The sequence below is a fragment of the Flavobacterium sp. AC105 genome (assembly GCF_979258495.1).
The window spans coordinates 2,221,253-2,244,391 of the sequence record NZ_OZ409860.1; the positions used below are offsets into that span (position 1 = coordinate 2,221,253).

General features: G+C 34.9%; 16 protein-coding genes. 10 read left to right on the forward strand and 6 right to left on the reverse strand.

From position 1 onward, the window contains the following. The first annotated feature begins 84 nt into the window (after positions 1–84). The 4 genes from ACZ0AH_RS09605 (at position 85) to ACZ0AH_RS09620 (ending at position 6,780) form a co-directional block, all read left to right on the forward strand. On the forward strand, positions 85–2,487 hold the full coding sequence (locus ACZ0AH_RS09605; protein WP_463475576.1) for a hypothetical protein: 2,403 nt from the start codon (positions 85–87) through the stop codon (positions 2,485–2,487). 126 nt (positions 2,488–2,613) lie between these two features. After that, positions 2,614–3,864 (forward strand): gliding motility-associated C-terminal domain-containing protein, encoded by a 1,251-nt coding sequence (locus tag ACZ0AH_RS09610; RefSeq protein ID WP_463475577.1) that lies wholly within the window; start codon positions 2,614–2,616, stop codon positions 3,862–3,864. Between the two features lie 9 nt (positions 3,865–3,873). Beyond that, positions 3,874–4,788, forward strand: a complete 915-nt coding sequence (locus ACZ0AH_RS09615; RefSeq protein ID WP_463475578.1) for a PorP/SprF family type IX secretion system membrane protein — start codon at positions 3,874–3,876, stop codon at positions 4,786–4,788. Positions 4,789–4,809: 21 nt separating this feature from the next. Then, the gene (locus ACZ0AH_RS09620; protein ID WP_463475579.1) at positions 4,810–6,780 is read left to right on the forward strand and encodes an OmpA family protein; all 1,971 of its coding nucleotides are present in this window, start codon (positions 4,810–4,812) and stop codon (positions 6,778–6,780) included. A gap of 111 nt (positions 6,781–6,891) precedes the next feature. On the opposite strand, the gene ACZ0AH_RS09625 is transcribed toward ACZ0AH_RS09620, so the two are convergent. Further along, a complete protein-coding gene (locus tag ACZ0AH_RS09625) occupies positions 6,892–7,221 on the reverse strand; it encodes a YegP family protein (RefSeq protein WP_463475580.1) in 330 nt (109 codons plus the stop codon). A 257-nt stretch (positions 7,222–7,478) separates the two neighbouring features. Between ACZ0AH_RS09625 and ACZ0AH_RS09630 the strand changes: the two genes are divergently transcribed. The 3 genes from ACZ0AH_RS09630 (at position 7,479) to ACZ0AH_RS09640 (ending at position 9,813) form a co-directional block, all read left to right on the forward strand. Next, positions 7,479–7,964, forward strand: coding sequence for a copper resistance protein NlpE (locus ACZ0AH_RS09630; protein WP_463475581.1), 486 nt, complete (start codon positions 7,479–7,481; stop codon positions 7,962–7,964). Positions 7,965–8,081: 117 nt separating this feature from the next. Continuing rightward, positions 8,082–9,203 (forward strand): XdhC family protein, encoded by a 1,122-nt coding sequence (locus ACZ0AH_RS09635; RefSeq protein WP_463475582.1) that lies wholly within the window; start codon positions 8,082–8,084, stop codon positions 9,201–9,203. Positions 9,204–9,219: 16 nt separating this feature from the next. After that, positions 9,220–9,813: a nucleotidyltransferase family protein gene (locus tag ACZ0AH_RS09640; RefSeq protein WP_463475583.1), complete on the forward strand. Its 594-nt coding sequence runs from the start codon at positions 9,220–9,222 to the stop codon at positions 9,811–9,813. 247 nt (positions 9,814–10,060) lie between these two features. Here ACZ0AH_RS09640 and ACZ0AH_RS09645 read toward each other — a convergent pair whose 3' ends face one another. Further along, complete coding sequence (locus ACZ0AH_RS09645) at positions 10,061–11,197, reverse strand: cysteine desulfurase family protein (protein WP_463475584.1); 1,137 nt, start codon at positions 11,195–11,197, stop codon at positions 10,061–10,063. 176 nt (positions 11,198–11,373) lie between these two features. On the opposite strand from ACZ0AH_RS09645, the gene ACZ0AH_RS09650 reads away from it, so the two are divergent. Genes ACZ0AH_RS09650 through ACZ0AH_RS09660 form a run of 3 tightly spaced genes read left to right on the forward strand, consistent with a single transcriptional unit; the run spans position 11,374 to position 15,208 of the window. After that, positions 11,374–12,012 (forward strand): (2Fe-2S)-binding protein, encoded by a 639-nt coding sequence (locus ACZ0AH_RS09650; protein WP_463475585.1) that lies wholly within the window; start codon positions 11,374–11,376, stop codon positions 12,010–12,012. Next, positions 12,009–12,989 (forward strand): FAD binding domain-containing protein, encoded by a 981-nt coding sequence (locus ACZ0AH_RS09655; protein WP_463475586.1) that lies wholly within the window; start codon positions 12,009–12,011, stop codon positions 12,987–12,989. Before ACZ0AH_RS09650 ends, ACZ0AH_RS09655 begins: the two co-directional genes overlap by 4 nt. Positions 12,990–12,997: 8 nt before the next feature. Beyond that, complete coding sequence (locus ACZ0AH_RS09660; protein WP_463475587.1) at positions 12,998–15,208, forward strand: xanthine dehydrogenase family protein molybdopterin-binding subunit; 2,211 nt, start codon at positions 12,998–13,000, stop codon at positions 15,206–15,208. Positions 15,209–16,154: 946 nt separating this feature from the next. Here the strand turns inward: ACZ0AH_RS09660 and ACZ0AH_RS09665 are convergent. From ACZ0AH_RS09665 to ACZ0AH_RS09680, 4 genes are all read right to left on the reverse strand, one after another. After that, positions 16,155–17,549, reverse strand: coding sequence for a serine hydrolase domain-containing protein (locus ACZ0AH_RS09665; protein ID WP_463475588.1), 1,395 nt, complete (start codon positions 17,547–17,549; stop codon positions 16,155–16,157). Between the two features lie 116 nt (positions 17,550–17,665). Further along, entirely contained in the window at positions 17,666–18,226 is a 561-nt protein-coding gene (locus ACZ0AH_RS09670) for a DUF2911 domain-containing protein (protein ID WP_463475589.1), read from the reverse strand. Positions 18,227–18,289: 63 nt separating this feature from the next. Further along, positions 18,290–20,110: a glycoside hydrolase family 2 protein gene (locus ACZ0AH_RS09675; protein ID WP_463475590.1), complete on the reverse strand. Its 1,821-nt coding sequence runs from the start codon at positions 20,108–20,110 to the stop codon at positions 18,290–18,292. Between the two features lie 659 nt (positions 20,111–20,769). Then, entirely contained in the window at positions 20,770–23,100 is a 2,331-nt protein-coding gene (locus tag ACZ0AH_RS09680) for a glycoside hydrolase family 2 protein (RefSeq protein WP_463475591.1), read from the reverse strand. Between the last annotated feature and the right edge of the window lie 39 nt (positions 23,101–23,139).

The following is a 23,139-nucleotide window of genomic DNA, read 5'->3' on the forward strand; positions in this document are numbered from 1 at the left end:
AAAGTCCTTATTCGCCTCTTTACTATTTATTTAGCAAAAGCATAAGTACCAATAAAGATTATTCTACACTAAAAAAATAATATTATGAACGTAAATATATATAAAACGCAAAAAATTATCCTGGCAGCACTTTTTAGTTTGCTCAGTTTCTGCTCAGTTTTTGCACAAACGGATAATACAAAAATAAAGGACGGAACGGTAAGTACGGGACCAACTAAAGCCTTTCCGGGAGCTTTATTTGAATTGGAGAGTAACACAAAAGGAATGTTGACTCCTAGATTAACTACAGCACAGCGTGATGGAATTACAGCTGCTAACCGAACTGATGGTTTGTTGATATATAATACAACAACAGGATGTTTTGATTATTGGAGTGCCATACAAAGTATCTGGTTAAGTGTTTGTGGTACGCCTCCACCGGCAGTATTTGGAATCTCAGCAGATGAATGTGCCCAAATAGCATCTTATGGAACTTATAAGCAAGGGGTCGCTTTAACTTTGTCAAATTATTTGACAGTACCGGTTACAGCAATTCAGCCAGGGACTTATACGATTTCTGCAACCACAACAAATGGTTATTATTTTACGACAAGCGGAACTTTTCCTGCTGCAGGCTCTTATGTTTTGAATCTTCCCGGAACAGGGACACCAAACAGCGGTTTCACAGTAGGAGATCCTGGAGATCCAATTACGATTTCATTAAATGGAGTAGCCGTTACATGTCAGCCTCACGTATTTGTTGAAAAAGCCAATGTTGATTTTGCCATAACATGCGCCAGTATAGCGCCACTAGGTTCTTATAATATTGGAATTCCATTAGTAGTTGGAAATAAATTAACAGTAGACGTGAATGTAACCAATCTGGGTTATTGGAGCATGAGTACTAATACAGTAAACGGATATTCATTTAGCGGTACAGGTACTTATACATCATTAGGTGCACAAACAATTGAATTGAGAGGTACGGGTACACCAATTGCATCAGGTATAAATAGTTTTAACCTGTCTTCTAATGCCACAACCACAGGAAGTGGTTCTTGTTCAGGTATTGCAGTTACAGTTGCACCAGTAGCATATACAATAGATTGTGCAACTGCTACACAAAACGGAACTTACATGCTAAATGTTCCTTTAACGTCGACTAATACAGTTACTTTACCAATTACCGTAACAGCAACAGGTCAAACTACGATAACCACATCAACAGCAAGCGGCATTACATTTACTTCAGGATTGATCAATTTATCTACTTTGGGCGCACAAACAGTTACCCTAAATGGTTCAGGAACTCCTACAACTGCCGGCAACGTAGCCTTGACGGTTACAGGATCACCGGGAAGTGTAGGCACATGTACATTAAATATAATTACTGCAGCACAACCTGTAACTTATACAACCAGCTGTTCATCAATAACCGTAGCGGGCAATTATGCTCCGGGAGTACCAATGGATGCAACAAATACCATGACAGTTCCTGTAAACGTAACTTATGTGGGAGCATATACTATTACTACAAATACAGTAAATGGTATAAGCTTTTCAGGAACAGGCACATTTGCTTCAACAGGAGCACAAAATGTGGTATTAACAGCAACAGGCACACCAGTAGCGGGAGGTCCTTTTACATACGCCATTACAGCAAATAGTACCAATGGAGGAACAGCCTGTAACAAAAGTGTTTCATTCGTTATTCGTTTAATCAATGTGCTGGGTCTGGGAGATGGTATCTACCAACCAGGTACTGCTGGAGTTTATAGTGCAAGAGCTGTAATAGCTTCAACTGCAAACTTTGGGCCTACAGGTACGGTACAAGTTAACGGAATCAATATCGTTAATGGAGGATATAATATAGGTACTACCTTAAAAAACTTAATCAATACAAATAAAATTGATATCATAGTAATGGGGTATAACTATAATACAAGCGATGCTGCAACTATACAAATTCTGGCAGATTTCGTTAAAAATAAAAAAGGATTTTTCCTTCATGCTCAGGAAAATTGCGAAACATGCGTACAAAGTTTAGTAAATGCTATTTGTGGTTCTGCAGTAACAGATGTGAATAGAAATAATCCAACATACATTAATCCGCTGGCAAATATTGCAGATCCAGTCTTAAATGGTCCTTTCGGAAACATACAAGGACTTGCTATAGGTGGTGATAATAATAATTCATTCTCTCTTTCATTGCCAACAAACACAACAAGTTTAGCAACAATCCAGAATCTTCCGGCTAGAGTAACAACATTTAAACACAATACATTAGGATATTTATATTGTGGAGATGGAGGTTTACTTACAGGTACTTCAAACGGAAATACCTCTACAACAGATTACCCTGCAAGAATATCAACAGTAGGGCTTCCGCTTGTAAAACCTTACAATGGTGGTATAAATGTCTATAATAGTATTTTTTATGCTAATACAATGAAGTGGGCAATAGATTACATTCAGGCAAACATTAATGTAAATTATGTAATTCCTTAATTAAAAAAATAAGAAGAGTATTCTAAAGCACCTGGTTTGTCAAATGGCAGACGGGGTGTTTTAATACTCTCCTATTAAATTGAGGACAAACTGTTTCATTAATATATCATTTTTAAATATAAAAATATGATGAAAAAATATATAAAAGCGGGTCTTCTGATACTATTTTATATAAACGAGATTTCTGCACAAACCGTGAATATTGGCGATTTATCAATTGCACCAAATACACTTTTTGCTACAGTATCAGACTTTAATAATACTATAGAAGGAGATTTTTTAAATGATGGAAACTTCATCGTTTATAAAAATTTTAATAATGACGGATTGGTTACCTATAGCAATGTAAGTAACGGAAAAACGTTTTTTACCGGATCTCAGGTACAATTTATTGATGGCAGGTCGATTTCAAATTTTCAGAATGTAATTTTTGAAAACGCTTCCACAGCAGTTCCTTTTCACCTTGCAACAGATATTGCTGTTGGTAATCAGGCAGAATTTAAAAAAGGAATTATTGATGCTGCCAGTTATGACGGAAAAGTCATTTTTAATCAAAATGCTTTTCATTCAGACGTAAGCGACCTGAGTTTTGTAGATGGAAAAGTAGAGAAAAAAGGTACTGTATTATTTGAATTTCCAGTGGGAGCTTCAACTTATTTCAGACCTTCTTATCATGCACAGGGCACAGATCCAAACAACGTTTATGTAACCCAGTATTTCTTTGCAAATGCCGGAGCAACTCATCCTTACACCAGTAAAGAAGATATCATTACTGCTATAGATCAGGCTGAATATTGGAATATAACCCAAGACCTTGGAAGCGAAAAAATTGTATTAAGTCTTTCATTAGATCCTGATACAACGCCGCCTTCTTTTTTCTTTGACGAAAATCCAGATACAAAATTATCTATAGTCCGCTGGGATCAGGCCTTGTCAAAATGGGTAGATGAAGGAGGCGTAACAAGCGATCCCGCAACTACCGAAAATTATACAAAACTGGTAACATCGCAGGTGAAAGGATATGGAATTTTTGCAATAGGAATTGTGAAAAAACCAGATGTTGGCCCAACTGATTTAGTTATCAATAACGGTATGTCGCCTAACGGAGATGGCATAAATGATAAATTCGTCATAGATGGAATCGATAAATATCCGGATAACAGAGTAGAAATTTACAATCGTTGGGGCGTAAAAGTATACGACGCAAGATCGTATAACGAAACCGATGTAATGTTTACAGGATATTCTGATGGACGTGTAACCGTGAATAAAAAAGAAAAACTTCCAACAGGAACCTATTTCTATATAATTAATTACACTATTAACGGTAGAGAAGTAATTCAAAAATCAGGCTATTTATATATCAATAACCAATAAAATTAACTTATGGAAAAATTTTTTTACATAGTAGCTATATTGTTATTGGGAGTTTTTGATGCTTCGGCACAGCAAGAATCGCAGTACACGCAATATATGTACAACACGATGGCTTTTAATCCTGGATATACAGGCTCAAGAGAAGTAGTAAGTGCAATGGGTTTATATAGAACACAATGGGTTGGTTTAGAAGGCTCTCCTGAAACAATGAACTTTTCGGTTCAGGGTCCGTTAGGGTATCATGGCAACGGTATTGGATTAAATGTGTCCAGTGACAAAATAGGACCAACAGATAATTTAGAATTGATGGTGAGTTACGCTTATACGATTGTAGGTAATAATGATTTGAAATTCTCTTTTGGGATATCCGGAGGTTTTGACAATTTCGTAGTCGATTATAACAAATTGATTATAGAAAAACCCGATCCTTTTTTGACCGGAAAAGAATCTAAATTTCTGCCTAACGTTGGTGTCGGATTTTATATGCATACCTACAATTGGTATTTGGGGATTTCAGTTCCCAAACTGCTAAAAACAGATTATTACGATGATGTAGCTTCAACAGTTTACACCTCGAATGCTCACTTTTATGGTATTGCAGGATATGTTTTTGATCTTAGCCCAGATATAAGATTTAAACCGGCAGTTTTGGTCAAAGTCGTAAAAGGAGCTCCCATAGCAGTCGATTTATCTGCAAATTTCCTGATGTTCGACAAACTGACTCTTGGTGTAGCGTATCGCTGGAATGCCAGTATAAGCGGCTTGGCAGGTTTTCAGGTTACAGACAATATTCAAATTGGGTATGCATACGATTATGAAACAACAGATTTGCGAAGCTATAACTCAGGTACACACGAGTTCTTCTTAAGATTTGATCTTTTCAATAAATCGAACAAACAAATGATTAATCCAAGATTCTTTTAATTAATGATTAAAAAAATACTTATGAAAAAATATTTTCTACTTTGGATAGCCTTATTTGGTTTGTTTAGTGCGTACTCGCAGACTAAATTAATCAATAAAGCCGAAAAAGAATACGATAAACAAGCCTACGCATACGTCAATTCGAGTGACTTATACGATAAGCTCGTTCAAAAAGAATTTGGTTCATCAGGGATCTATGCAAAACTGGGAGACTCTTATTTCTTTAACGGAGATTATAAAAATGCATTAAAATCCTATAACCAGATTGGTAAATTAAAAGACAATTATGTTTTTACCAACGACCAGCTTTTTCGTTATGCGCAATGCCTTAAATCTAACGGACAATTTGATGAAGCTTCTAAAATAATAAAAGAGCTTAATAGCAAATCCGGTAAAGAAGCCATAAATCCAGGCACCGATTACCTAAAAGATGTAGAAAAACAATCCGACAGATTTACCATAAAACCGGTAAGCATCAATTCGAGTATGCCAGATTACGGAGTTGCTTTTTACAAAGACAATCAGGTAATATTTACTTCTGCCAGAGACACAAATGTAGTAGAAAGAATGAAAGACAGATGGAATAAAAAACCGTTTTTCAAACTTTATGAAGCTACAATTACAGACGATGGCGATTTGGTAAATGCCAAAAAAGTAAGCGGAAAAGTAAATTCGGTTTTTCATCAATCAACGCCGGCATTTACAAAAGACGGCACCCAAATGTATTTTACAAGAAGTAATTTTTTGGGAAATAAATATACCGTTGATGACACAAAAACCAATCGCCTTAGGATTTACAGAGCAACACTCGTAAATGATAAATGGACCAATATTGAAGATTTATCCTTTAATGACAATTCATTTTCAAATGCACATCCGGCTTTAACGCCAGATGGTAAAACGTTGATTTTTGCATCAGACAGACCCGGAACTATAGGTCAGACAGATTTATATCAGGTTGCATTAAATGGCGACGGAACTTTTGGCGAAATCAAAAATATGGGACCATCGATTAATACCATCGGGCGCGAAACATTTCCTTCTATGTCAACAGACGGGCAGCTTTATTTTGCTTCAGACGGACATTCAGGACTTGGAGGCTTAGATGTTTTTGCAGCAATAAAAAATTCGGATAATGCGACATACAAAGTCATAAATATTGGAAAACCAATTAATTCGCCCGGAGATGATTTCGGATTCATAATTAATCCCGCAACACACAAAGGTTTTTTTGCTTCAAACAGAACAAATGATGACCAGATTTACGGTTTAGTAGAACTTGAACCTTTAAAACTAAAGTATGATCTTACCGTTTTTGGAAAAGTATATGATAAAAAATACAACGAATTACTTCCAAAAACTAAAATCACATTGTTTGATGCCAATCAAAAAAAGCTTGACGATTATTATACCGATAATGCAGGCGAATATCTGATAAAAGTTCCGGCAGGAGATTATCATCTAAGCTATGATAAAGTGGGATATCTTAAAGGTAATGAAGATTTGAAACTGGTCAAAAAAGACGAAGATCAAATGATTGAAATCAATAAATATCTTGACACGGATCCCAATGCGAGTGAGTTACCAACTGAAGACAATCAATCAATTACAGATGGATCTGATTTGACTAAAAAGTTAGGTTTAAAACCCATTTATTTTGATTTTGATGATACTAAAATCAAAGCCGCTTCAGAGAAAGAACTGAACAAAATCGTTCAGGTTTTAAAAGATTATCCCACAATAACAGTCGACATCAGGTCGCATACAGACAGTCGCGGGGATAACGAATATAATCTTAATTTATCTGACAGAAGGGCAAAAACGACAATGGATTATCTTATCAATAAAGGAGCCAGACCAGGCAGGATTACTGGCAAAGGGTATGGAGAAACTCAATTGATAAACAAATGCTCTGACGGCGTAAAATGTTCCGACAAAGAACATCAGTTAAACAGACGTTCAGAGTTTATAATAAACTTTAATAATAAATAAAAAGTTGGTTTTTTTTTTTTGAGAATTGTTAAATTGATTTGGAAGCTTAAAGAGGTTTTACGTTTGTAAAACCTCTTTTTGTTTTTGTATCAGATCTTAAAATAAAAATAGTTATGCCTGATCATCTGTAGTTGCTGATGGTGCATTTGTTTTTACTGACTCTATTCCGTTTTCTCTCGCAGAAGTACTTTCATACATTTCGCTATTTCCAATTATTTGGCCATTAGTTGCTTTCAGATTAAAATAGGGTTTCCCATTGCTGGATTCTTTTCTTTCAAATCGATTATCATCCTGCGAATTTGTTTTCACAGATTCAATTCCATTTGTACAAGCAGCCTTTGTCGAATAACCTTCACTCGATAAAATGGTCTGACCATTACCAGCTTTTAAGTTAAATTGAAACTCGCCGTTAGCCCTTTTAGTAATTACAAATTTTCCCATTGGTTTTTTACTTTAGTTAAGTTACATTATTTATTTTGCTGTAATAAAAATACAAAACTTCAACATACAAATCATATTTCATCAAAATAAAATTGCTCTCATTTATAATAACGCAACAGTTTTATTTTTGATTTTCTTTTGAATAAGAATCCACTTTTGATTTGATTTTTTAATTAATTTCAGAAAGTAAAGATTAAATAAAAACCAATAAATATAAGAATATTCTTTATATTTGAAATATTAAAAAATATAAAGCCATGAAAAAAATATTAATTATCATCGTGATTGCGTGTCAATTAATGTCGTGCAATTCCAAAAAGAAAGAAGAAACAACAATCATTTCTACAGAAAATACAGAAGATATAATACCGGAAAGTGACAGTTTAGGAGCAGTAAAAATATATGAAGGTTTATTGCCATGTGCTGATTGTGAAGGAATTGAAACCCAATTAAAAATCTATTCAGGCGACGGAACAATAGAAAGTCATAAATATGAATTATCAAGTACTTATAAAGGAAAATCAGCAAAAAAGTTTGTAGAACAAGGCAACTTCAATCTCGAAAGAGGTTTAGGAGCTGATCAGGACGGAACAATTTATGTACTTAATTATGACAAACCAGAGTCTGACCAGACCTTTTATGGTTACACCTCAAAAACTCCCGATGTAATTTATTTGTTAGACAGCAAAAGAGAAATAATCAAATCAGAAAAATTAAATTATACTTTAAAACTAAAGAAATAAGTATCCTGTTCATGTAGAGAATATAGCTAAAAATTGGCAGTAGATTTAATATTTTTAGATGATTTCAATTCTTATCCAAAGAATAATTATCTATTTTTGTTAAGAAGTATTATTCTCATGAAAGAAATAAGTGAAATTCTAAAAGCATATTCAGAAGCAAAAACAGCGGGAAAAAAGACCGCGCTTGCAACGGTCGTAAAAGTCGAAGGTTCATCATACAGACAGCCCGGAGCACGTATGCTCGTTACAGAAGATGGCTTATTGACCGGAGCAATTAGCGGAGGATGTTTAGAAGGCGACGCATTGCGAAGAGCGTTATTATCTATAAATCAACAGCAAAACAAACTCATTACGTATAATACCAGCAATGAAGATGATACCGAAATAGGCTTACAATTAGGCTGCAACGGTATCGTTCATATTCTTTTTGAATACATTGATGATAATGCAGGAAATAACCCAATCCAGCTTTTACAGCAATTAGAATTAAAAAGAAAAGAAGCCGTAATTGGAACCCTGTTTTCATTAAAAAAACAAACTCAACAAATTGGAACCATACTTTTTTACCGGGAAAATGCACCATTTTTATACAGTAATAATAATGCATTAGAAATTCTTGCAGATGCAAAACAGGTTATAAAAAGTAAAATTTCCATTGTAAAAAAAATAGACGAAAACAGCCAAAACGAAATATTAATAGAATACATAAATCCACCCGTTTCACTTATAATTGCAGGAGCAGGAAACGATATTCAGCCCTTGGTAAAAATGGCAGCAATATTAGGCTGGGAAGTTACGATTGCTGATGGCCGCGCAACACATGCAACAGCAAAACGATTTCCAGAAGCAAAAAAAGTACTGGTTGCAAAACCCGATGAATTAGTAGAAAATACAACTATAGATCCGCAGACTTATTTTGTCTTAATGACACATAATTACAAATATGATCTTGAAGTTTTAAAACTGCTTTTAAATACCAATTGTAATTATATAGGCATTTTGGGACCAAAAACAAAACTCAATCGTATGCTTGATGAAATGCATAATGAAGAAATAAAAGTTACCGAAGAAAATCTTAATCAAATCTACGGACCTGTAGGACTTGATATTGGCGCCGAAACATCAGAAGAAATTGCACTTTCGATAATAGCCGAAATTAAAGCCGTAATGAATGGTAATTCGGGAACTTCTCTAAAATATAAAACAGGAAAAATTCATAAGATTACTCAAATCGTATAATGCAAAATGTGATAACATGGAAAAAACAGGTATCATTATTCTCGCAGCAGGAAATTCTTTCAGACTTGGTCAGCCCAAACAATTATTGCCGTTTAAAAATAGTACGCTTTTAAAAAATACAATTGCCGAAGCTTCTTTAATACCAAATTCCATGATTATTGTAGTTACGGGATCAAATTATGAAGCAATAGAAAAAGAACTGAAATCTTCTAAAACACATATTAGTTTCAATCCGGATTGGGAATCGGGAATATCATCTTCAATAATTGCAGGAATAAATGAATTACTGCTTTTATCTCCCGAAACAAAAAAATGCATCCTGGCAGTTTGCGACCAGCCTTTTGTAACCAGTTCTGTTTTTGAAAATTTAGTAAACGAATACAACACAACCGGCAAAGGAATAATCGCTTCTTCATACGCAGGAACCTTAGGAACGCCAGCACTTTTTGATGAAAAATATTATAACCATTTATTAGAATTAAAAGGACGACAAGGCGCAAAAAAAATAATAAACAGATTCTTAGAAGATACCGTTTCAATCGCATTCGAAAAAGGAAATATTGATATAGATACAGAAGAAGATTATAATAAACTAATGTCTGGAATTTAGTTTTTTGCCACGAAGGCGCTAATGCGCAAAGATTTTTTAAGCTATTGTCATTATTGTTTGTCATTTCGAACGTAGAGAGAAATCGCACTAGAAACTCCGTAAAGAATTTCGCCAATCCTTGTCGATTTACGAGTGCGATTTCTCCTCTGTCGAAATGACAAATCCAGGTATTATTTTATAGTAAAACTTTGCGCCTCTGCGCCTTTGCGAGATTAAAAAAATCTTAGCGCTTCATGGCAAAAAAAAACTAAGATCTAAGCTGTAAAACCAAGGCAAAAACCCTTTCGATGGATTCCTCAATTTCCGTTGAGGTAGTAAATCTTCCTAAACTAAAACGAATCGAACCCAAAGCATTTTCATCCGATAATCCCAAAGCTTTTAATACATGCGAAGGTTCAGAAGTTACAGCAGAACAAGACGAACCACTAGAAACAGCAATATGCTGCAAAGCAAGAATTAACTTTTCGGAGTTTACGCCCGGAAAACAAATATTCGTAGTATTATAAATCCTGTTTTGTATAGAACCATTTACAAAAGAACCTTCAATTTTTAATAATCCATTTTCTAATTGATCTCTTAATTTGGTAATTCTTTGTTGGTCCGTTTCCATTTCAGTTTTTGCGATTTCAGCAGCTTTTCCCAAGCCCACAATTCCGGGAACATTTAACGTTCCGCTGCGTAATTTACGCTGTTGGTCACCGCCATGAAATTGCGGAATTAATTTAATTTTGGCTTTCGCCGAAACATACAAAGCACCAATGCCTTTAGGTCCATAAAACTTATGCGCCGAAATAGGCAAAAGATCTATCCCAAGTGTTTTTACATCTATCAGAATCTTTCCAACCGCCTGAGTAGCATCACATAAAAATAAAGCATTTTTCGCGTGAATAATCTCCGAAATTTCCTGAATATTCTGAATGACACCAATTTCATTATTGACCATCATTACAATGACAATCAGTGTTTTATCTGTAATTGATTCGTTTAAAAGATTAAGATTTAAAATACCATCAGAACCTACAGGCAAATAAGAAATTTCAAAACCAATCGTTTCCATAAATTTACAAGTATTCAGGACAGCTTTATGTTCAGTAGCAATTGTTACAATATGCTTTTTATCCTGATTAATTAAACCTTTAATAGCTAAATTAATAGATTCTGTTGCGCCCGAAGTAAAGGTAATTTCGTCTTCATTCGCACCAATTAAATCGGCTATATGCCAAGTGGCATTTTCTACAGCTTCATTAACGGTCAATCCTGCTAAATGGTTGCTGCCTGCATTGGCATAAGATTCCGTAAAATAAGGAAGCATTGCATCCAGTACGCGCCCGTCAAGTCGGGTAGTGGCATTATTATCGAGATAAATGTTTTGCTTTTGAGGCATATTTAAGTGCTTAATCCTGTAAAAATACAATTTTGGAAATTAAATGTATTTTATAAAGAATCTAAATTCCGAAAAAAGAAGACGTTGTGTGAATTTTATAAGCTTTTATCCAACAGGATTGTTAAATTTGTTAAGGTAATATAAGTGAGATTTACTAATATTAAAAAATTGTACGCATGGCTAAAAATAAAATCGACAATAAAACGATAGAAGATGATTCTAATTCTTCACGTCGTAACTTCTTAAAGAAATCAAGTATTTTAACCGCTTTTGCACTGGCGCCGCCTTCATTGGTATTGGCTTCAGAAAATAAGTGGGATGAAAAAATAGCAGAATATTTAGAGACTGTTCCGTTGTCGATTGAAGTTAACGGCACCAAACACAATCTAAATATAGAACCACGAACAACATTGCTTGATTTATTACGAGAGCAATTATTGCTTACAGGTACAAAAAAAGGATGTGATCACGGACAATGCGGAGCTTGTACAGTTCATGTAAACGGAACCAGAATATTGTCTTGTTTGTCATTGGCATCGATGCAGCAAAATGCACAAATAACGACAATCGAAGGATTATCCAAAGGAAAAAAACTGCATCCAATGCAGGAAGCCTTCATCAAAAATGATGGTTTTCAATGCGGATATTGCACGCCCGGACAAATCATGTCGGGGATTGCCTGTATCAAAGAAGGACACGCAAACAGCAGAGAAGAAATCAGGGAATATATGAGCGGAAATATCTGTAGATGTGGCGCATACCATAATATTGTAGACGCCATTACAGAAGTTAAGGAAGGAGGGATGCTGTCATGAAAAACTTTCAATTAATAAGGGCATTATCATCAGGTTCTGCAGTAAAAAGTATTGCTAAAGAAACTTCGGCCATGTATATTGCCGGTGGGACAAATCTTGTTGATTTGATGAAAAAGAATGTCGTAGCGCCGGATAAACTGGTCGATATTACAGCTTTGGATTTAAAACAAATTGAATTCCTTACGGGAAAAGTTTCTATTGGAGCTTTGGCAAAAAACAGTCAGGTTGCAGAAGATAAATCCATCAAAGAAAAATACCCATTGCTGGCCTTGGCCTTGGCAGCAGGAGCATCACAACAAATCAGGCACATGGCAACCGTTGGCGGAAATATGCTGCAGCGTACCCGTTGTTCCTATTTTTATAATACCGATATGCCTTGCAACAAACGCGAGCCTAAAAGCGGATGCGGTGCAATTGGAGGTTCAAATAGAATGCATGCCATTTTTGGCGCTTCAGATAGTTGTATCGCCGTTCATCCAAGCGATATGTGTGTGGCACTGGCTGCATTAGACGCAACAGTTTTGGTTGAAGGCCCAAAAGGAAAGAGAGAAATTAAATTCACTGATTTTCATCGCCTTCCGGGAAATACGCCTGAAAAAGACAATACACTCGAAAATAAGGAACTCATTACTTCAGTTGAGATTCCGGATAATAATTTCACTAAAAATGTTCATTATCTAAAAGTTCGGGACAGAACGAGTTATGCATTTGCATTAATTTCTGTTGCCGTTGGTTTAGATATTCAAAATAATACGATTAACGATGCAAGGCTTGCTATGGGCGGCGTGGCACATAAACCGTGGCGATTGACAGAAGCCGAAGAATTTTTAAAAGGAAAAACAGTTTCTGAAACGATATTCAAACAAGCAGCAGATTTAGCCATGCATGGCGCAAGAGGTTACGGCGACAATGATTTTAAATTGACACTGGGACCCAATGCCATCACCGAAGCATTAATTATAGCAGCATCTAAATAACCTGAATTATGAGCAAGACAAGTAATATAAACAGAGTTGACGGATTTGCCAAAGTCACAGGTTCAGCAACGTATTCAGCCGAGTATAAAACGCCGGGCGTGGTTTATGCAGCTTTGGTAGGAAGTACAATTGCAAAGGGCAGAATCAAAAGTATTGATACTAAAAAAGCTGAATGGGCACCGGGAGTTTTGGCCGTAATTACGCATCTTAATGTAGATAAACCGGCTGGATATCAAAAAGCAAAAGATAAACATAATTTTGGTCAGCCGCTTCAGATTTTCAAAGACGATACTATTCTTTATTACGATCAGCCAATTGCGCTTGTAATCGCTGATACTTTTGAGCGTTTGCAATACGCAAAGAGCCTTATTAAAGCCGAATATTTAAAAGAAGAACATGTAACAGATCTTAATAAGGCAAAAGATAAAGAAAAGAAAAAAGAAGGCGATAAAGGAAACGATTATCATCGTGGCGTTGAAGACGGTTATAAAAATGCAGAAGTTGTTCTGGAAGAAGAATATATCATTCCTACAGAAGTTCATAGCCCAATGGAATTAGCGAATATTATCGCCAAATGGGACGGAAATAAACCAACACTTTTTACTAAAAGCCAAGGTGTAGAAGGAACTCGTAAAAGTGTGGCAGAAGTATTTGGAATTCCTGCAACGGATGTATCTGTAAATTCAGAATATGTTGGAGGCGCTTTCGGGATGGGATTGCATACCTGGCCGTATGAAATTGCAGCACTTATTGGCGCTAAAAAATTAAATCGTCCGGTAAAATTGGTCCTTCATAGAGAACAAATGTTTACTAATGTTGGTTTTCGTCCGTATACGATCCAGAAAATGGGTCTTGGCGCAACCAAAGAAGGTAAACTTACAGGATTAACGCACGAAGCAGTTGCTATGACGTCAAGTTATGAAGATTTTATGGAAGGAACCGTAAACATGTCCCGATTCATTTATGATTGTGCCAATGTTTCAACCCGATATCGAATTGTTCCGTTAGATACCTGTACGCCAATCTGGATGCGTGGTCCGGGAGAAGCAACGGGTTCATTTGCATTAGAAAGTGCGATGGACGAATTGGCGCATAAATTAAATATGGATCCAATTGAGTTTCGAAAACTTAATTATGCCGAAAAAGATTTAGAACAAAATAAACCCTGGAGCAGCAAATATCTATTAGAATGTTACGAAGGCGGAATGGAACGCATTGGCTGGAAAAATCGTAAAAATAAACCAGGATCTGTTCGTGAAGGCGAATGGTTAGTGGGTTACGGAATGGGAACTGGAACTTTTGGCTGTTATAGAAGTCCTACTTCTGTAAAAGCAAAATTTTTGCCTGACGGAACTTTAGTTTTGCAATGCAGTGTAAACGATATGGGACCCGGAACAGCAACGATGATGACTGCGATTGGAGCCGATGTAACGGGATTACCAACAGAAAATGTTGTGATTCAGATGGGAAAAAGCGGTCTTGCAAAAGGACCGACTCAGGGTGGTTCTGCAACAACTTCGTCAGTAGGATCTGCGGTTAATGATTCTTGCCAGTTATTGATAAAAAAAGCGATTGAATTGGCCGGTAAAACAGATACTTTCAAGAATATACCAATCGAAGATCTGGATTTTGCCAAAGGAATAATTACCTCTAAAAAAGACAGTTCGAAAAGTGTTTCTGTAGTCACATTATTAAACACCAATAAATTAGAAGAACTCGCGGTAGAAAACGAATCAAAAGCATCAGAAGAAGCTAAAAAATATTCTATTTATTCGTTCTCTGTACATTTTGTAAAAGTATTGATTAATCCAAATCTCGGAAAAATCAGATTGGCGCATGTCGTTTCCTGTGCTGATATTGGAGCCGTAATCAACCAAAAAACTTCGGCCGGACAAATGTTTGGTGGCGCAGTTGGCGGAATCGGAATGGGATTAATGGAATCTTTAGAAATTGATCACCGTTTTGGTCGTCCGATAAATAATAATTTTGCAGATTATCATGTTCCGGTGAATGCCGATATAGAAAAACAAGAAGTATTTTTTGTCAATAAAAAAGATCCTGTCAGCAACCCAATGGGAACAAAAGGACTTGGAGAAACTGCGCTGGTAGGAATGGCGCCCGCAATTGCAAATGCCGTTTTTAATGCAACAGGAATACGTGTGAGAGATTTACCAATTACACTTGATAAAATCATAGAACCTTCTGTAGCAACAGCATAATTATACAATTAAGTATAAAAAATCCCTTTAAAAAGTCTGGTTCAGATTTTTTAAAGGGATTTTTATTTCTTCTAATTTTCTTAATAGTGTTTTTTAATTAAAACAAAAAATGATGCAGGATGTCATTAACTAAACTTACAATTAATGAGACACAAACTAAAGGAATGCTACGTTATTACTTGGCTATATAAAGAGTAGTTCTTTCAATTACTGTCCAGTTTATAAAATTATATATTTAGTTATTACATTGCATCATTTCTAGTTTTAATTGGTTGTCCGTATGAGAGACATTTGTCAAAAAAAGATAAATTAAAACCTTGATTACAAGAATATTCCCTTTTTCTTAAAATCTATTTAACAAGTCAAAAATAATTATAGGAAGAAAAGTCAATTTATATATTTATAATCATGTTTTACATAATTCCCATATCGTAAATACAGGTAAAAAAAAGTGATTATTTAAGAAGAGGTGAGTGCAATAAAAAAATGATGCAAATATCAAAAAGCAAAACTATAATTATTAGCGTGCAATTGAAGGAAAGCTTCTTTTGTTATTTGGGGGACACAAAAAAAGTTTCTTTTACTTGATTGTAATAATTATATCCATGTTTTGTAATGATACCGCACCATTTTTCAACATGGTTTTGGTTATAAATTTTCGCAATAATAAAAAAATAATTAATCTGTAATGTGGAACATTGCTTTAGAAAGAATTATTATATAAGCCTAAATATATAAGTATGGATTATATGATATTTATATAATTTTATTTAAATGTTATATAATTACCACTTTTATGTGTAAAAGCTTACTTTTGTTGTTATTTGTATATGATAATAGAATCTTGTTATAAATTATTTCGCATAAAAAAGCTGTCAATTTTTGACAGCCTTTCTTAGGGTATTTTAAAATTATCTAATTATCAAATTGGCACATTATCAAATTATCATTTCTTAAAAGCAGGTAAAATATATTTCTGAATCAACTCATCACTTGGTGATTGCGAATTATAATTTCCGCCAGTGATAACTGTGACCATATTTTGATCTTCCCAAATATAAATTTTCTGACCGCCGTTTCCCTGAGCAGCTTTTCCGTTAAAGCGAACTTCATCTACATTCAGGTATTTAATCCACCATAAATAACCGTAATTTACGCCTTGTACCACAGAATGTTTGGTAAGCGATTCGGTAACCCAATCTTTAGAAACGACTTGTTTACCGTTCCAGACACCTTTATTCAGATAAAGCAAACCAAATTTCGCCATATCTCTCGAATTTAAGTATATCTGGCAAAAAGTTTCGGCACTTGATTTATCAGGTTTAAAATTCCATTTAAAATTTGTAATGCCAATATCTTTAAAAAGAGTTTGTTTCGCAAATTCCGGCAAAGTCATTTTTGTTGCTCTTTCGATAATTTTACCCATTGTTATTGGGTTTCCGGAACAATACATTCCTCTTCCGCCGGGAACATCGATCATTGGTAAATCCAATGTAAATTGAATCCAGTCGTCAGAATTATTCATTGTGGTCTCGTTTCCTTCTGATTTTGGATTACTAACATCACAATCAAGTCCGCTTTGATTCGTCAAAAGGTTTTCAATTGTAATCTGCTTTTTATCATCCGTAAGGTTTTTAAAAGTATAATCCGGGAAAAATGAAAGTACCGTTTCAGATTTGCTTTTAATAAGCCCTTTATCAATCGCTATTCCGGTAAGTGCCGAAACAAAGCTTTTTGTAGCCGATCGAAGTTCGTGTAATTTGGCTTTGTTATTGTCATAAAAATACTCTTCAAACACGAGTTTTCCATCTTTAATAATCAAAACACTATGTACGTTTTGATATGTTCCATCAACAATTTTTCGCATCATTTCATCCAATAATACTTTATTTAATCCGGTATTTTCGATGGGTCCGGTTACTAAACCATCAAGATCTTTTTTAGGTTGTATGTAAGTATATTTAAAATCTTTTGCATTAAGTCTCGCATACCACATTTCTTTTGGAAAAACGACTTTTTTGCTAATCAGCTTAAACGTTTTTTCATCAGAAGTATATCCGTTTATAAGTGAAGTTTTATCTCTTAAAAAGGTTACTTTTTCTTTAGACATATTAAGAAAAACGTCTTTTTCAGAAGGTTTTAAAGGATATTTGCTTTCGTTGATAATGGCATATAAAATAGTGTCTTTTGGTGAAGCCGCTATTTGTAAAGTCGTATTGTTCTGATATTCATAAAGGCCTTCATACTCTTTTAATTGTTCGTAAGTAATCTTAAATTTTTCCTGGGAATATCCGAAACAAATAGTCAATAAAAACAGTAGAAGTAAAGTGGTTTTTTTCATTCTTTTGGTTTTTGGTTAGGTATTGGTTATGGTATTAATGACTACTAAAGGTCATAAAAAAAGAGACACTAATTTTTCAATTAAGTGTCTCTTTAGATATGTTTTAATGGTAACAATTATTTGATTGTAATAGGAACTTCAACGGTTGTTTTATCCCAGCCAATTACCAAATTTGTTACAGAACCCTGAGTTGTAAAAGCAATTGATAAAGCCTCAACTACATTTGATATTGGTTTAACAGGAACACTTACTTTTGCAATATCTTTACTTTCGTCGTATGCATAAGCGCCCCACATATCAAGTTCTTTATTGATGATAATCGTCCATTTGTCTTTTTCAGGAATAGCAAATAAACTATAAGTTCCTGCAGGAATATTTACGCCGCCAATAGAAACCGGTTTGTAAAATTTAATTTCAGTATTTTCGTTAGCACCAACGCGCCAAACCTCACCAAATTTAATTAAATCACCAAAAATGGTACGTCCTTTTACAGAAGGTCTTGAATACGTAACCTTAATCGCCGGTGCAGGATTATCCGTTTTTTTGAATTTAACTGATTTATTTGGGAAATAGGCAATGTCAGCCGGACTCGCATCCAAAGGCGCAAACTTAACCTCTTGTGCATTAACTGAGAATCCAATCAATAAGATAAGAATCAGTAAATTAAAATTTTTCATAGTTATAATAGTTTATAATAGTTTTACACAAAGTAAGAGAATCCTAAACAGAAATCATACAAATTAGTATTCTTTTTTCTTTTTAGCATACCAATCCTGCATGATATAGAATGCTTTCTTTTTCTGACCGTCGTTTGAGATCAGTCCTTTTCGGTTATATTCGTCCTGAATTCCCGGAAGAAGTCTTCTTGGAGATCTGAAATCAACTAATATCCAAGGACTTGTACCGCTTAAATGAGGAATTTTCTCAATCATCTTTAAGTTCTGAATGTATAAGTATTCCTGAAATTCTTCTGTCCAGCGTTCATTTTTTTCTCCGTGTAATCCTGCTTTTGCACCTCCGCCAAATTCCGAAACTATAACAGGTTTGTTGTATTTGGTTTTCCATGATATTTTTTCAGCATCTTCAAGATTTCCGCCGTACCAGCCTAAATATTGGTTGAATGCAATAATATCTAAATAATCACCAATTGCATCGTTGATCGTTCCAAAACCGGCGCTGTCGCTTTGCGTTAATAAAGCCGCACTGATTAATCTTGTATTATCTAAAGATCTCGTATGATCTGCTAACTTTTTGATAAAAGCGATTCTGGCATCAGATATTGGCGTTTCATTTGCCATTGACCAGATAATAATACAAGCCCTGTTTTTATCTCTTGTAATGGCTGCTGTTAATTGATCCTGAGCATTTTGATAAGTAGCTTCTCTTGTAAATTCTATCGTCCAGTAAACCGGTATTTCTTCCCAAACCATCAATCCCATTTTATCAGCCGCTCTAACGATGTTTTCGTTATGCGGATAATGTGCCAGACGAACATAATTGCAACCCAGTTCTTTAGCCCAGTTTAACAAGCGCAAAGCATCTTCTTCCGAATTAGCACGTCCGCCTTTTGCATTTTCTTCATGAATCGAAATTCCGCGTAAAAAGATAGGTTTTCCGTTTAATAAAATTTTGTCTTCCTGAGTTTCAATCGTTCTGAAACCAATATTGTCTTTTAATTTTTCTCCGTTAAAATCAATTGTTACATCATATAATTTAGGATTTTCAGGCGACCAATAAGAGATTTTTTTAGCCGGAATTTCGAAGTTTACCATTCCGTCAGCGTCAACTTTTCCTTTATAATTGATTTTTAATTCAGGAATAGAAATCGTCACGGCATTTTGTGAATCAACTACATTATTAACCTTAACAAAACCCGAAATTAAAGCTGAATTTCCTTTTTTAAGCTGAATGTTATAATCCTCAACAAAAGACTCATTCTCTTCAATTAAAGTAACATCACGTGTAATTCCGCCATAATTCCACCAATCCGTGTTAATTGTCGGAACATCTTCTTTGTGTCTGATGTTATCCACTTTAATAACCAGATAATTGTCTTTTGGTTTTACAATCGATGTAACTTCATAATTAAAAGGCGTAAAACCGCCAATATGAGTTCCAAGTTTTTTTCCGTTTAAATAAACATCAGCTTTATAATTGATAGCGCCCAAATAAACAAAAAGACGTTTTCCGGCTTTTAAATCATAATCAAACGATTTTTTGAACCAAACATTTCCTTCATAATATTTAAGTTCCGGAACCTGAGAAGTCCAATCTCCGGGAATATTTATTTTTGGAGATTTATCAAAATCATATTCAACTAATTCCTGCTTGTTTACCGCATGATAATTATTGAAATAAGCCGCGCTTGATGGTTTTGCCTGTTTATCATATTCATCGTGATGAAAACTGTAATATCCTGTTTCGTAAGGATCAACAATATAATTCCAAACACCGTTTAAAGAAGTAGTATGTCGGTTTGGAACATTTGAAATTAAGCTTTGATTTTGTGCAAATCCAAAAAAGGATACGGTTAAAAGTAGTGTGGTTATTAGTTTTTTCATTAGTAAAATTGTATTTGTTTTATGTTTTTATGCAGATTTATTCTCATTTTGTCATTTCGACGCAGGAGAAATCGCACTAGAATTTCCATATACAAAATCGCCAATCTTTGTCGGTTTTCTATATTTCCAAGGATTAAAATCCCTGGCTACAATATAAATCGTTCCTACGGAACTTTTGTAAAGAGCCTTCGGCTTATATTGTAGGGATGGATTTTAATCCATCCATCGCAAGAAATTCCTCATGCAAAATCGCCAATCTTTATCGGTTTTCTATATTTCCAGGGATTAAAATCCCTGGCTACAAAATAAATCGTTCCTTCGGAACTTTTGTAAAGAGCCTTCGGCTCGATTATATTGTAGGGATGGATTTTAATCTGTCCATCGCAAGAATTTCCGTATACAAAATCGCCAATTTTTGTCGATTTCTACATTTCCAGGGATTAAAATCCCTGGCTACAATATAAATCGTTCCTACGGAACTTTTGTAAAGAGCCTTCGGCTTATATTGTAGGGATGGATTTTAATCCGTCCTTTTTTTTACGCAGATTATGCAGATTTAAGCAGATTTTTTTTTAATCAAAATTAGTTGTAAATAAATCTGCTTAAATCTTTTTAAATCTGCGTGAAATAATAATCTATGATCAAAAAAACTTTGTGCCTTAGCGACTTTGTGGCATTATTTTTAAATATTCACCTTTAAAATTCTGGTTCAAAGCTGTCATTTCAATCGGAATACCGGAACCATCCGGAACAACTTCAATAGATGCCTTTCCGTTTGCCATTTTAATCGATTCACTTCCGGTTGGAGTTCCTTGATTTTTCATGGTTTTTCCACCTTTCAAACACTGAAAATAAACACTGTCTTCATAATCCAGACAACGCAAATTGTTATTGTCAATTGCAATAGCCGTTACTAGATAATTGCCGTTTTTTAATTTTTGTGATGATAATTGTAATGAAGTTGCCGTATCATTTTTGTTGAAACGATAGTTTACTTTTAAAGTATCCGAAACCGTTTTTCCCTCTTTCGATTTACCAATTGCAACCAGGATATTATCACCTTTTATAAAATTCACGTCCCAAGTTAAACCATTTGCGGGATATAGAGAAAGATTTCTTCGTTTTTCTCCAAGAGATTTTCCTTCATGATAAAGTGTAACCTTCTCACAATTACTGAAAACGCTAATTGTTCTTGGCGTATTTTCGGGTCCCTGACGCTCCGTCCAGGTGTGCGATTCTATGTAAGTAAACGGTTCTTTGCCCCAATAACTTTTAAAAACATAATACGCATCCTTAGGGTTTCCGTTTCGATCCACCAAACCTTTTTGATTCATGTACGGAATATCATCTTCCGGACGTAATGGCGTTGCAAAATCCTTAAACGCCCACTGAACATTTCCCACAAAATCAGGGTCATTCTCGGATATATGCAAATGCCAATCGAATAAATCGACGATGTAGTTTTCACTCCAATCGCCAATTTGTGCAATATTTGCCACTTTAGTTTGTACAATTGCTTCTTCCCAACCTTCGGCTTTTATAACATTTTCGCCTGTAATTGGGTTTTCGCTGTGACGCCCGACATGACTGTCACCGCCATATTCAGCATGAATAAAATGTTTATATTCTTTTTTATAAACATCAATCGCTTTCTGGTAGCTTTTATAACTTCCTGAATACCAGCCAGACCAAATAGAAGGGGAGAAGACATCGACAATTTTCGAACCTTCATAATATTTTCTAATTGCCGTTTTCCGACTTGGGTCCATTTTGTGGGCGATGTTGTTTAATTCTGTCAAAAAAACATTGGTTTTTTCTGTATTATCTCCATCAGGAAAATCAGGAAGCCAGTTCATTTCATTTCCAAGCGACCAAATAATAATACTGGGATGATTGTAGTTTTGATTGATGATTTCAGCCAGCATATTTTTAGTATTCGTCTGCCAAAGTTCATCACCAATTCCGCCGCGGCACCACGGCAATTCATCCCAAACCAAAATTCCAAGTTCATCACAGGCTTTGTAGATTTCTGGATCTTGCGGATAATGCGCCAAACGGACAAAATTAGCGCCCATATTTTTGATAGATTCCATATCGGCACGATGTTGTGCATTGCTCATTGCAGCGCCAACACCGGCTTGTTCTTCGTGTCTGTGCGTACCGCGAAGCAGCAATCTTTTTCCGTTTAGAAAGAAAGGTCCGTGATCTTTAAATTCAAACCATCTAAAACCTGTTTTTTCAGTAATACTGTCTTTTATTTGGTTTTTCTCCGATAAAATAGCCGTAACCGAATATAAATTAGGTTTTTCGGTATTCCAAAGTTCAGGATTTTTAATATTTTCGAAAGTAATATTTGGGGTTTTATCCGAAACTAAAATCGTTTTGCTGGCTACTTTTTTTCCTTTCGGGTTTTTAAGAATCACTGTTAAGGATAAATCCTTTGCATTTTCCGGATTTACAATTGAAGATATAATTTTAACCGAAGCTTTTTTAGCAGAAACTTCCGGAGTTGAAATTTTCAAATTATCAATGTGGTTTTTATATTGCGATACCAGCCAGACATCTCTTGTGATTCCGCCATAAATAAAGAAATCACTCTTTTGCGACGGAATAATTTCAATATCATAACTATTGTCTACACGAACAAAAATGTCATTGTTTCCTTCGTTGATCAAGTTTGTAATGTCGATTGTAAAACCAATATAGCCGCCAATATGTCCGCCGACATCTTGACCGTTTACATACACTTTTGTCGTTATATTTGATCCTTCAAAATATAAAGAATAGCGTTGGTTTTTATCTATTTTCGGAATATTTAATTGCTTTTGATACCAGCTTGCATCACGTCTGTAACCCGGATTTAAATCGGTTGCATCTTCTGCATTCCAGGTGTGAGGTAAATTTAAAGAAGTCCAGTTAGTGGCTTTTTTTGCATCGTTAAGGCTTGAAGTATTATTTTCTAAATAAAGCCAATCGTGATTAATATTCATTTTTGTCTGAGCAAAAATGCTGCTCAGACAAATTTGAAA